10 protein-coding genes and 1 pseudogene are annotated in these 12046 nt (G+C 60.0%); 1 reads left to right on the top strand and 10 read right to left on the bottom strand.

Going from position 1 to position 12046, the window contains the following annotated elements; all coding sequences use genetic code 11:
* Positions 1-116 precede the first annotated feature (116 nt).
* The 9 genes from DTF_RS0117970 to DTF_RS0118010 form a co-directional block, all read right to left on the bottom strand.
* Positions 117-1172, bottom strand: coding sequence for a hypothetical protein (locus DTF_RS0117970; RefSeq protein ID WP_027716448.1), 1056 nt, complete (start codon positions 1170-1172; stop codon positions 117-119).
* Complete coding sequence (locus DTF_RS25775; protein ID WP_051361447.1) at positions 1169-1609, bottom strand: quinol:electron acceptor oxidoreductase subunit ActD; 441 nt, start codon at positions 1607-1609, stop codon at positions 1169-1171. The genes DTF_RS0117970 and DTF_RS25775 overlap by 4 nt, the downstream gene beginning before the upstream one ends.
* Complete coding sequence (gene nrfD / locus DTF_RS0117980; RefSeq protein ID WP_051361448.1) at positions 1606-2913, bottom strand: NrfD/PsrC family molybdoenzyme membrane anchor subunit; 1308 nt, start codon at positions 2911-2913, stop codon at positions 1606-1608. Before nrfD ends, DTF_RS25775 begins: the two co-directional genes overlap by 4 nt.
* A complete protein-coding gene (locus DTF_RS27700; RefSeq protein WP_027716450.1) occupies positions 2906-5737 on the bottom strand; it encodes a 4Fe-4S dicluster domain-containing protein in 2832 nt (943 codons plus the stop codon). Before DTF_RS27700 ends, nrfD begins: the two co-directional genes overlap by 8 nt.
* Positions 5738-5872: 135 nt before the next feature.
* Entirely contained in the window at positions 5873-6385 is a 513-nt protein-coding gene (locus DTF_RS0117990; protein ID WP_051361449.1) for a cytochrome c3 family protein, read from the bottom strand.
* Between the two features lie 20 nt (positions 6386-6405).
* Positions 6406-7668 (bottom strand): c-type cytochrome, encoded by a 1263-nt coding sequence (locus DTF_RS0117995; RefSeq protein ID WP_027716452.1) that lies wholly within the window; start codon positions 7666-7668, stop codon positions 6406-6408.
* Positions 7669-7882: 214 nt separating this feature from the next.
* On the bottom strand, positions 7883-8704 hold the full coding sequence (locus DTF_RS0118000; protein WP_035058021.1) for a cytochrome c: 822 nt from the start codon (positions 8702-8704) through the stop codon (positions 7883-7885).
* Positions 8701-9801 carry a cytochrome bc complex cytochrome b subunit gene (locus DTF_RS0118005; RefSeq protein ID WP_027716454.1) on the bottom strand — a complete coding sequence of 367 codons (1101 nt, stop codon included), beginning with the start codon at positions 9799-9801 and terminating at the stop codon, positions 8701-8703. Before DTF_RS0118005 ends, DTF_RS0118000 begins: the two co-directional genes overlap by 4 nt.
* 12 nt (positions 9802-9813) lie before the next feature.
* On the bottom strand, positions 9814-10248 hold the full coding sequence (locus tag DTF_RS0118010; RefSeq protein ID WP_027716455.1) for a ubiquinol-cytochrome c reductase iron-sulfur subunit: 435 nt from the start codon (positions 10246-10248) through the stop codon (positions 9814-9816).
* A 132-nt stretch (positions 10249-10380) separates the two neighbouring features.
* On the opposite strand from DTF_RS0118010, the gene gshB reads away from it, so the two are divergent.
* A complete protein-coding gene (gene gshB, locus DTF_RS0118015) occupies positions 10381-11325 on the top strand; it encodes a glutathione synthase (RefSeq protein ID WP_035058023.1) in 945 nt (314 codons plus the stop codon).
* Positions 11326-11385: 60 nt separating this feature from the next.
* Here the strand turns inward: gshB and DTF_RS24355 are convergent.
* A pseudogene (locus DTF_RS24355) lies at positions 11386-11958 on the bottom strand (DUF1573 domain-containing protein); the annotation flags it as partial.
* Positions 11959-12046 lie beyond the last annotated feature (88 nt).

Here is a 12046-nt window from a genome sequence, read left to right on the forward strand (position 1 = left end):
TGGACGCCTTATATACCTCATCCGAAGCGGTAATGCAACGGCAAACTTGACCTCTTTAGACATCATACCCGACGACCTGAACACCCACCGATTCTTTCCCTCCCGACCTTTTCTCCCTACTCTCCCGAGATTTCCGGCTTAACCGCCAGAAGCTCCTCCCGGCTGTGGACGGTCAGCATCCAGAAGGCCAGAAGGAGGAAGTTTTCCACCAGGAGCACGCCGACGGACATGGGGACGACGGGGAGGATGAAGAACATCCTCTCCGCGAAGATTCCCGACAGCACCGCTGCGGCCGCGATCCCCACCATCGTGCTGCTGCGCTTGGCGCGCCGGCTGAGAAGAAGCAGGAAGGGAGCCCCGAAGTTGGCGAGGAGAAAGGCCACCCCGAGTTCGCGGAAGGGAGAGACGGTGATGCGCTCGACGATGAACTGCACCTCTTCGGGGAGGTTGCCGTACCACAGAAGCAGATACTGGGCGAAGAAGAGCCCCGCCCACAGGATGCTGAAGCCGAAGAGGAGCAGGCCGATGTCCTCGAGGTGTTTCCCGGATGGGGTGTCACGGTCCGGCGAGCCGGAACGGAAGAGAAAAACCAGTCCCGCCAGCGCAAGGCCAGCATACAGGGCCTCGACGAAGTAAAAAGCGCCCAGAAGGGAGCTGATCCACGGGTATTCCAGAGACATGACCCAGTCGAAGGCGACCAGGGTCTGGCAGGTGACGAAGGCGAAGAGATAGATGACGGCGTAGCGGGGCGTTTGCGGATCACCCCTCAGAGAGCGCCGGGCGTAAAGACGGCCGGTGCCGTACACGGCCAGAAGGAGCGCCAGGTTTCGCAGAAGGAAAAAGGTCGCGTTCAGCCACTTTCCTGGGGCCTCGGTCCAGGGGTAGACACCGATCAGAGGCGCCAGCAGCAGGAAAAGAAGGGGTGGCACGAGAAGCAGCGGGTAAGCGGACAGAAGCTCCCGCCGCAGGGAGCCTATCCAGCGGGAGTTGGTCAAATCGGCGACAGCCGCGGCTGCAACCGCTCCCTGAAGAAGTGCCGTCCAGAAGGTCAGGGTGATCAGCAGCGCCCCTTGCTCCTCTACCACGCCGCTGTATTCGAAAAAGGCGATGGAAATGACCAGCACCGCCACGAAGATGGGGTAGGTGCCCCGGCTCATCTGTACCGTGGTCATGGGCTGTCCTCCTTCTCGACGACGATGACGAAGCGATCGGAAAATTCATCCCCCAGACCGAAAGCTCCGGAGCCCGGCAGCCGCGCCAGAAGAAGAAACCCGGCGAAGGCGCTGAGGGATCCGAAAAGAATGACCATCAGGTAGGAGATAAGCAGGAAGGGGGGAACCGAGACGATCGGCTTGCCGCCGACGATGATCGGCCAGCTGAGAACCGAGTAGATGGTCAGAGTCATCCCCCCGCCGAACCCGGCAAGGCCCCCGAACAGAGGGAAATAGCGCAGCCGCCCCGGTCGCCGGTAAAGTAGCTCATCGGCCTCAGGGACGTGGTAGGGGGTCCGCACCCGGAGATCCTCCCGGGGGACTCCGGCGTCGAGCAGCTCCCGGAGTTTAGCCAGGAAAGGCTCCCGGCTGTCGAATTCGAATTGCGGCGCCGTCACGAATGCTCCTTGATCTCGGTTATGGCGAGGACCGGAATGAGCTTGACGAAGAGGAGGAAGAGGAGAAAGAAAAGCCCGAAGGAGCCGGCGGTGATGCCGATCTCCACGAAAGACGGCCTATAGATGCCCCAGGCGTAGGGGTCGAAGTCGTTGGCCAGGGATGCGACGATGATCACGAAGCGCTCCACCCACATGCCGATGTTGACCAGGATGGAGAGGACGAACAGCCAGACGATGTTGCGCCGCAGCCGGCGTACGAAAAGGGTCAGGGGAAGCAGGGAGTTGCAGAGGATCATGATTCCGAAGAGCACCCAGTAATCTCCTAAGACCCGGTACAGATACTGGTCGTGCTCGAAGGGGCTGTGCCCGTAGAAAGAAAGGCCGTGTTCGACGATGTAGGCGAAAGTGACGATGAGGGAGGTGAAGAGGAGAATCTTGGCGATCGCCTCGAAATGGTCGTCGGTGATGTAGTGCTTCAGGTGCAGCATCCGGCGCATGGGGACCATCAGGGTGATGACCATGGCGGTCCCGGAGAAGATTGCCCCGGCGACGAAGTAGGGGGCGAAGATGGTGGTATGCCAGCCGGGGATGATGCTGACGGCGAAGTCCCAGGAGACGATGGAGTGAACCGAGGCGACCAGCGGGGTGGCGAAGGCGGCCAGGAAGAGGTAGAGCTGCGCGTAATGTCGCCACTGCCGCTGGTTCCCCTGCCAGCCCAGAGAGAAGAAGCTGTAGATCTTCTTGCGGATTCCCGCGAAACGCCTTCGGGCGATGGCGAGGTCCGGAACCATGCCGACATAGAAAAAGACCAGGCTGACGATCATGTAGGTGGTGACGGCAAAGACGTCCCAGACGAGGGGCGAGCGAAAATTGGGCCAGATCAGGCGCTGGCTCGGATAGGGAAGAAGATAGTAGAAGATATAGACCCGGCCGAGGTGAATGAGGGGAAAGAGCCCGGCCACCATGAGGGCGAAGACGGTCATCGCCTCGGCGGACCGGTTGAAACTGGTGCGAAAGCGTGCCCGGAAGAGAAAGAGAACGGCCGAAATCAGGGTTCCGGAGTGGGCGATGCCGACCCAGAAGACGAAGTTGGTGATGTAGACGCCCCATCCCACCGGATGAGTGATACCGGCCACCCCCAGTCCACGAGCGAGCTGATATCCCCACAGGGTCAGCCCTCCCAGAAAGAGCAGAGCGCAGACCGCGACAGCCGCCAGGTACGGCAAGCTCGGCCGGCTCATCGCCGCCAGGACGTCGGTCTCGATCGCCGGCGCCGCCGTTGTTTCGATCGTCCCCTTATCCATGGTTTTTGGTCCCTTTGTCGTCGGCCTCAGGCGCCGCCTCGCCCTGCCCGCTCCTTCCAAGATAATAGACGGACGGCTCCGTCCCCAGCTCCTCGAAGACGCGGTGGACCCGCTCCGACTCGGTCAGCCGGGAGACGCGGGAATTTTTGTCGAGCAGATCACCGAAAACGATGGCCCCGGTAGGACAGCTCTGGGCACAGGCGGTGACGACTTCTCCGTCCTTGACCGCCCGCCCTTCGTCCTTGGCGTGGTCCTTGGCCGCCCTGATCCGCTGGATGCAGAAAGTGCATTTTTCCATCACCCCCTTGGAGCGGACGGAGAGATCAGGATTCCGCATGAGATCGAGTGGCTTTTCCGGTTTGTGCGTCCACCAGTTAAAGCGGCGCACCTTGTAGGGGCAGTTATTGGAGCAGTAGCGGGTGCCCACGCAGCGGTTGTACACCTGGACGTTGAGCCCTTCCGGATTGTGATAGGCGGCATAGACGGGGCAGACCGGCTCGCAGGGGGCGTAATGGCAGTGCTGGCAGAGCATGGGGACAAACTCGGGGCGTCCAGCGTCGTCGTAGAAAGGCTCGATGCGCAGCCAGGACATCTCGCGGCCGCGCAGGTGCTCGTCCCGGCCGGTCAGCGGCACATTGTTCTCCACGTAACAGGCCGCGGCGCAGGCGCCGCAGCCGGTGCAGAGCGAGAGGTCGATGGCCATGGCCCAGCGGTGCTCGGGGTGCTCATGCTCGGGATAGAGGCTGGCGCGCTTGTGTTCCTCCTTGCGGTGCACGGGATCGGGGACGATTCCCCGCCCCTTTTGCGAGAGCGATCCGGAAAGAGCGGCGATTTGCGTGTGTTCCGCGCTCTTTTCCACTCGGACCATCAGCCGGCTTGAGGCCTCTCCGGTTTCCGGGTCGAAACCGGGAGGCGCCGTCTTCAGCAGATCCCTCTGAATGACGTACACCCCCTCCGCCAGCCCTGGCTGGATTTTCGCCGGCAGCGCCATCGACCATTCCCCGGCGTCAAGGCGGATGCCTCCTCCCTCCTTCAGCCCCAATCTGCGGGCATCCTTGGCCGAGATGGAAACCCACTCGCCGTAGGAGACGGTGGTGAGCGGATCGGGAACTTCTCCGAGAAGCTGCAGCGGACGGCTGCGCCCGTCGTAACGGCGGATGGAGGGAGCCACCACCAGGACGGAGGACGGATCGCTTCCTTCGGTCGGCTTCCACTGCCGCAGGACCCCGACTGCCTCTTCGCCAAGGCTGATTTCGACCGGCGGCACCTCCTCTTCCAGGAAGCCCCGGTCGGCAAAATGCCCCAGATCCCGCACGCTGTAGCGGCCGCGCCAGCGCTCGAACAGCCAGGCTTGATAGTTTTCCGACAAGCCACCCTTCCCGCCGGCGCGGCGCAGCCCAAGCAGGATGTCGCCCTCGCTGCGGGTATCGTGCAGCGGGCTGATCGCCGGGCGGATCAGGGTCCGCACCCCCCGCCGCGGCTCGGCGTCCCCCCACGATTCGAGGGAGTGCGAGGGGGGGAGAAGCAGATCGAATTCGCGGGTCGTCTCGTCGAGTAAATCGGTGATTCCCACCCGCAATGCGGCGCCCCGGAGTCTTTCTGCAAGGGCCAGGGCGGGCGGAGCATGAAAGGCCGGGTTGGCGCGGGAGACGAATAGAACTCCGATCTCCCCTTCCTCCAGCCTTTCGGCGAGTCTCTTCAGCGTCAGCATGGAACCGACACCCGAGTAGTTTTCGCTGCAGGAAAAGTCGACCGTCTCGCCGATGGCCCCGCACCCCCACTGCAGGAGCCCGGCGAGCAGAGCCGTCGCCAATCCCTCCTCAGCGGTGGTGGACACTCCTCCGGCCAGCACCAGAGGCGTCTTTGCCTTCCGGATGGATCTTTGAAGGCTCTCCAGTCGCTCCTCGGGCAGCCCCGTGCGGCGCGCCGCCTCAGCGGTGGAGAGCTCCGGCAAGGCCGAGCGGATCGCCGGGGAAAGGGGACGCCGGAGGGCGTTTTCATTGTTCAGAGTCCGAATCAGCCAAAGAAGGAGATACGGCTCGCTGCCGGGGGCGAGGACCAGACGTTCGTCGGCATTGACCCCGGTGAGGGAGATGTGGGGTTCGGCATGTACCCAGCGAAACTCCTTCTTCCCCTTGCGGGCCGCAAACTGCCCGGCAAAATCGACGGGGCTGACAAAAGTCTCCAGCAGGTCGGCGCCGAGGGTAAGCAGAAAGTCGGCCGAGGCGATGCGATAATGGGGCAGCTCATCCTGCTGAAACAGCAGGCCATAGGCCTTGCGCAGGGCGGCATGTCCGAAGATCTCGAATTCGGGAAGGCGCTCGATGTCCAGATCGGCGCAAAACCGGTCGATCTGCTCCGACAGGGAACCTGTGGTGCGGCCGGAGAGATAGACGCTGCGCTTTTCCTCTTTCCGGCTTTCGGCCAGGGCCTTCCCGATCCGCTCGAAGGCTTCTTCCCAGGAGATCGGATTGAATTCCCCCTGCGCATCGCGCAGCATCGGGCTTCTGAGGCGCTGGGGATGGTAGAGGCGCCACAGGGAGGCCTGCCCGCGGACACAGAGACCGCCGCCGCTGATCGGATGCTCCGGAATCCCCTCCACCTTCACCGGCCGCCCCTCCCGGACACGGGCCTGCAGACCGCAGCCTGCCGGACACTCGGTGCAGGTGGCCGGATACCAGAGAGCCTCGCCGGGGGTCACCCCTTCGTCCGGCGGCACCAGATAGGAGATCAGCTTGTTCTGCCCGCTCTCCGGCCCGCAGGCGGAAAGAAGAGTCGTGCCGGAAAAGAGGCCGAGCAGGTGCAGAAATTCACGCCGCTCCATGGCGTCAGTCCCGATGCCCGAGGCACAAGGCCATCGTTTTTATATGCAAGGCAAAATGCATGAATTCATCTCCTGTTGAAATCTCAGTCACTTGTCACTTGGCACTTGGCATCCCCGCCCTTTTACCTTTTACCTTTACCTATGACACGTGGCGCAGTCGGTCGGGGCCTTCAAGGACCGGTGGCATGTCACGCACCATCCCATTTCCAGCGAGCGGACCCGTTGCATCTTTTCCATCTTCCGCACTTCTCCGTGGCAGTCGGAGCAGTCGAGGCCGAACTTGATGTGCCGTTTATGGGTGAAGTAGACGTGCTCCGGCAGGTTGTGCAGGCGGACCCAGGCGATCGGTTCCTCCTCCTGATGATATCGACGCAGCTTCTTCACTTCCGGATTGTCGACGGCGACCGTCTGGTGGCAGGACATGCACTTCCGAATAGACGGCACCCCCGCCCGGGGGGACCGTGCCGCATTCTCGTGACAGAACGTGCAGGGAAGCTCCAGCTGACCAGCATGAACCGTGTGGGGAAAGGCGATCGGCTGCTCAGGCGATTTTTGCCAGTACTCCCAATAGAACGCCAGCGCCGCCGCCAAGAGCAGAAAAAGGCCGAAATATCCCACAAGGGCTAGTTTGAAAAGAATTTTTGGCACTCCTAATCTCCAGATCCTTGTCAGCCGCCGTTTTCGGACGCGGTCTGCTCCAAAAGATACGCGGCGACCGCGGCGATCTCCTCTTCCGTGAGCGCCAGCTTGGGCATGGCGGGGTAATCGGGATTCTTTTTCACAGGGTTGCTGATAAAATTCTTCAGGGCCTCGATGTCTCCCCGGTACTTGGGAACCACTTCGTTCAGAGGAGGTCCGACCACGCGCCTGTCAAAGCGATGGCAGGCGGTGCAGTGCTGCTCGAAAACCCCTTTGCCCGCCGAAGCGGGTTCTGCCTTTTCTCCGGCCGATGCAGGCGCAGCCTTCTCTCCGGCTTGCGCAGGGGCGACGCTCAGGGTACGGGAGAGAAGGACCGGCTCGATCAGGATATTTTCCCTGGCCACGCAATCAGCGAGAACGTGAATTAAAAAAAGAGAGAGAACAGCGATCACCGGGGCGGCGCGTCGTGTCTTCCCTTCACCGGAAGGCGCCAGAAGCTGCAGGCAGGCGACCATGGCCAGGATCAGGCTGATGCCCGCGAGGATGAAAACGCCCGGCGACAGGGCCATTTCCGGCAGGGTCAGAAGATCAAAAATGAGCGGGACGGGCCAGATCAGCAGAGCGGCGGCGACCAGAACCGTTCCTGTTTTCCGCGCCAGATCCTGCAATCCTTTTTTTTCTGAACGGATATCCATCGCCAGAACACCGGCCCCGGTAACGGCCAGGGAAAGAGCGGCGAACTCCAGGAATCCGGCCACGCCATTCCATGAGAGAATAAGGCCCCAATTGCCGGCCGCGAACGGCCACTTTTCCGGCATGATCAGCAGGGCCGCCGCGGAGACTAGAAAAAACATGGAAGCCAGAACCGGAAGGATTCCAGCCGCGGCCAGAATGGCATTCCCCTGTGAAATCATCCCCCTGGAAAGGGCGATACGTCGGGACAGAGCCAGAACGGCCAGCCCGAAGAAGAGCAGAAACAGTATCCCACCCCAGAACACGGCGTTCAGAAGACCTGGATCGTAGAGGAGTTCGACGCAATACAAGCTGATGGCGGCAACAAGCACCACGAGAATGGCCACAGGGAAATTCACGGTGACCTTCGACAAGAGATCCAGCCCGAACCGCTGGAACTTCCTGCCCCCGTAGGCCGGCAGGACAAAGGCAACGACAGCTCCGCCGATGACGAATCCGACAAAGGTCAGCAGAATGAAGATGGCGGAAGACAGAAGAATTTCCAGAAGTGAAGCACTTTCCGGGGAAAGGAGAATCACAGATTCATTCGGCATCGGCATTATAAAATCCTTCTTCCGGAAAACATAATTTAAAATCTAATCATAACTTGCCGAAATTGCAACCGTTGAAAGAATCTATATGTCGGACTACGCGTTGCAAGTTAGAGAACCGGATAAAAGAGGTGATTTCCCATTTTGCAATCGAGCTGAAAAAGGGCCTGCAATGCCGCAGGCCTTTCAGATTCATTTTATATATACCTTTTGCCTTTAAAGTTCATCCCTTCCTGTTCTCTTCTTCATGGTAGGTCTTGCGGAGCAGGCTTGCCACGATTGAGATCGCCAGTAGCAGAAGCACCGCAATGCCGCCATAAAACTTGCGCTGCTGCAGGGTTTCCCCGATTTCATCAACTGTACTTCGCACCTGCGTCAGCTCCTGCTGGATACCTCCCGTGACCTGACGGACTTTTTCGACCTCAACGGTGTGAAACACCCGGTGGAACTGGTTGCGCAAGGAAAAAAGCCGATCTTCCATCTCCTTGGTGGCGATGCCGAGTCGATGGAGCGAATTCAGGTCGTCGCCCAAAGAAGTGATCATCCGGTCCGTTTCCGTTACGGCGGTCTTGATCTCCTCGGCCCTTCCGTACTCATGGCAGCGGGTGCAGTCCTGCTGATTGATCAGCTCCTGGGTCGCTTTCTGCACGGCATGGTTGCCGTGACAGGTGACGCACTGGGGACCGCCCGCATCCAGAGCCTGGCCGTGGGCGCTGTTCAGGTAATCCTCCTGGACGCCGACATGGCAGCGGCCGCAGAAATCAGGAATTTCCTCCTTGGCAGGAACCCCGACAAATCCCCGTTCGGGACTCATGGCCATGGCGAAATCGGTGGGGTCTCCGCCGTGGCAGCCGTGGCAGGAGACCCCGTTGGCGGCGTGGATGCTGCTTCGCCACGCTTCCACCGGTTCGCCGAGGCGCCCGGGCTGCGCCTTGTGGCACTCGATACAGACGGTCTCCTGCGCCCGGACGAATCCCGGCGCAGCGATCAGACAGACAATGAGAAAGAACAGGGCTCCTGCAATTTTCACCGATGATTTCATCATGAATAGTGCCCCCAGACCGATAGCCCGACGAAAAGAAGGATGCCGAGGACATAACAGGCAATGAAGACCGGACGTTTGGAGGGCCGCCGCTCGGGGCTCCTGTCAAAGAAAGGCAGCAGCATCAGAAATGTCACAGCCAAACCCTGCACCGCCACACCCAGGACTTCGCTCGGAAAAATCTTCAGGGTCTGATAAGACCAGAGAAAATACCATTCGGGCTTGATGCCCGGAGGCGTGACAAAGGGATCGGCCGGTTCGAAGGCGGCGGGGGGGAAGAAAAGACCTGGAGCGAAGAAGATCACCGCCAAAAGAAGGGCCATGAAGAATGAAATGACGGCCACATCCTTGACGACGTAATTGGGAAAGAAGGGGATTCCCCCTTTATGGTGTTCATGCCAGAACTCGGTCAGCGGTCCGCGCGGTTCGTATTCCGGTCCGAAAGGAGGACGGGAAACCCCGGCACGGCGGACGCAGAAGAGGTGGAATATAAGGAGCAGCCCGAAGATCAGGGGAAATCCCATGACATGCAGGGCGAAGAATCGCCCAAGAGTCGGCTGCCCGACCATGGCCCCGCCCCGGAGAAAACGGACGACTGCGTCGCCGACCATTGGGATCTCGGCCGAGCTTTCCGTGGCCACCGTGGTCGCCCAGAAGGATAGCTGGCTCCAGGGGAGGAGATATCCCGTAAGGCACATCCCGAAGGAAAGGAGTAGGATCAGGAATCCGGCCACCCAGGTTAATTCCCGGGGACGCTTGTGCGCGGACATGAACAATACCGACAGCATATGAAGAAGGAGAGCCAGAACAATGATGTTGGCTCCGACCGCATGCAGATATCGGATCAGCCAGCCGGAGGGGACCTCGTTCATGATAATCTGCACGCTGTTGAAGGCTTCGTCGGTATTGGGGATATAGTAGATCAGCAGCAGGATGCCCGTGACGAACTGGATGGCGAACAGCGCCATGAGAACGGCGCCCAGTGTATACCAGACGTTGATATTGCGGGGAAGGAGATATTCGGTGAGGTTCTTCTGAAGGATGTCCCTGATTCCCAGCCGGACGTCCACGAAATCGACGATGCGCTTTTTCCATGCCATGGCGTACCCTCCCTATCCGACCAGAACCTGGTCGTCGGAAAGAGCGACCGGGAAAGAAGGAAGCGGCTTCGGCGGCGGACCAGCCAGGACCTTGCCCTCCCGGGAAAAGATTCCGGCATGACAGGGACAGAGAAACTCCTGCTTTTCCGGAAGCCACTGAACGATGCACCCGAGATGGGTACATACGGCGGAGAAGGCGAGGAATTCACCCGGTGCATTTTGCACCAGAACGGCCGGATGTCCGCGGAATTGGAAGAAATGAGCGCCGCCGACATCGATCCGGGCACGAGGAATGGATACCTTTTCCTTTTCGCCTGCACCCTTTTGCGGCGACAGGAACTGCCAGACCGGCCAGCCGGCGGCAACCGCAAAAACCACTCCCAACCCGCCGAGAATGCTGGTCAAAAAGAAGCGCCGGCGGTGCGGCGAGACCGGTTCATTTTCCATCGTACCTCCTTGTTTACCTGACTGTACCATCATCCATTGCCGAAATCGGCCCGGCATTATACAATTCAAAAATATCGTTGCAAATTATAAACGCTTACAGCTTCCTTTCAACTTTTAATTGGAAAAGTGCCCATGTCCGTCCTGACATCGGTCTTCATCATCGACCCTCCTGATCGCCTCGACCCGCCCACGGATACCTCGCTGGCTCTCATGCGAGAAAGCATCAATCGCGGCCACCGCGTTTTTTTCTGCACGCTGGCAGATCTGCGCCTCGAAAATAGTGAACCGCGGGCCAGGGTACAAGCCGTAAAATTCATCCCTGGCAAGGAGTTGTTCGAAACCGAAAGTTCCGTTGATTTTGCCCTCGGCGCAAGCGACATCCTTTACATGCGAAAGGACCCTCCGGTCAACGAGGTTTACCTTCATGCCACCTATCTTCTCGATCGGCTGCCGGCGAGAGTGCTGCAGGTCAATCCCTCCCGGGCCTTGCGGAACCACTGTGAAAAGCTGATACCTTGCCATTTTCCCGACCTGATGCCGGAAACCGTTGTGACACGCAACCCGAATGTGCTTGCCGCCTTTCTGGAAAAGGCGGGCCGCATGGTGGTCAAACCGCTGGAGGATTGCAGCGGCCATGGAGTCATCACCCTCACCCGCGATGAACCGAAGCCTCTCGCCCGCTTCAGCGAATCGACGGGGGATGGCGAACGATACGTTCAGGGACAGATGTTTCTGCCCCAGATTGCCGAAGGCGACAAACGAGTTCTGCTTCTCGGCGGTGAAATTCTCGGCTGGATCAGAAGGATACCGGCATCGGGGGATTTCCGCTCCAACGTCAACGCCGGCGGGACCTGTGCCGCCTGCGAACTGACCGAAGGAGACCGCGCCATCTGTGGCCGCATCGGCCGGTGGCTTGTCCGTGAGGGAATTCACCTGGCGGGGGTGGACATCGTCGGCGAAAAGATCCTGGAAGTCAACATCACCAGCCCTTCCTGCCTGAGGGAAATGAACGAGCTTACGGGGGCGAGACTTGAATGCCGCATTCTGGACTATCTCGAGGCACTTCGGCCCCACTGAAAAAAACAGGCCTCGGGCAGGAGCCGAGGCCTGCGGAAGCGCCGGAGGGCACGGGAGTCCTCAGCCCCCGGGAAGGGCCGTCACCGATCCATAGACGGGGATGCGCAACTCGGGAACATGGGAGCTGCTTGTCTTGACGATGACATAACCGCTCAGACGTGTTTTCCCTTCCCGGGGCGTAGCCTTGATGAGGATCTGAACGGCTTTGCCCGGCAGCAGAACATCGGAGGAAAGTTCCGCCTGGAGCTCGGGAGCTGTCACCTGGATCGAAGGGAACGTGATTTCTTTTTCTCCCTGGTTGGTCAGGGTGACACGGACCTCCTTCTCCACCTCCGGCTGCAGGAGACCCAGTTCAACCCGCTCGGGATCCTGCACGATTTCGGGCTTGACACTTCCGCGAAGAAAGAGCTGGATCACCGGCTTCAGCGGATCGTCCGTATACAAGTAGATGGTCTTGATCACGTCACCCCGGAAACGGACGGAATCAAATGTGGTACCGACTTCTCCATTCTCCCCCGGGGCAATCACCTCAGAAGAGAGAAGCGCCGCGGTACAACCGCAGGAGGTGCGGACCTTTTCGATATTGAGGGGAGCATCCCCGGCGTTCTGAAACCGGAAGGTGTGTACCACCTTTTCTCCCTGGCGGAATCAAATGTGGTACCGACTTCTCCATTCTCCCCCGGGGCAATCACCTCAGAAGAGAGAAGCGCCGCGGTACAAC

This window comes from Desulfuromonas sp. TF (assembly GCF_000472285.1).
In the GTDB taxonomy this organism is placed as follows: Bacteria; Desulfobacterota; Desulfuromonadia; order Desulfuromonadales; family ATBO01; genus ATBO01.

Excerpts from the sequence above, each read along its gene's own strand:
- DTF_RS0117970 (WP_027716448.1), bottom strand. The coding sequence starts at position 1,172 with ATGACCACGGTACAGATGAGCCGGGGCACCTACCCCATCTTCGTGGCG.
- nrfD (WP_051361448.1), bottom strand. The coding sequence starts at position 2,913 with ATGGATAAGGGGACGATCGAAACAACGGCGGCGCCGGCGATCGAGACC.
- DTF_RS27700 (WP_027716450.1), bottom strand. The coding sequence starts at position 5,737 with ATGGAGCGGCGTGAATTTCTGCACCTGCTCGGCCTCTTTTCCGGCACG.
- DTF_RS0117995 (WP_027716452.1), bottom strand. The coding sequence starts at position 7,668 with ATGCCGATGCCGAATGAATCTGTGATTCTCCTTTCCCCGGAAAGTGCT.
- DTF_RS0118000 (WP_035058021.1), bottom strand. The coding sequence starts at position 8,704 with ATGATGAAATCATCGGTGAAAATTGCAGGAGCCCTGTTCTTTCTCATT.
- DTF_RS0118005 (WP_027716454.1), bottom strand. The coding sequence starts at position 9,801 with ATGGCATGGAAAAAGCGCATCGTCGATTTCGTGGACGTCCGGCTGGGA.
- DTF_RS0118010 (WP_027716455.1), bottom strand. The coding sequence starts at position 10,248 with ATGGAAAATGAACCGGTCTCGCCGCACCGCCGGCGCTTCTTTTTGACC.
- gshB (WP_035058023.1), top strand. The coding sequence starts at position 10,381 with ATGTCCGTCCTGACATCGGTCTTCATCATCGACCCTCCTGATCGCCTC.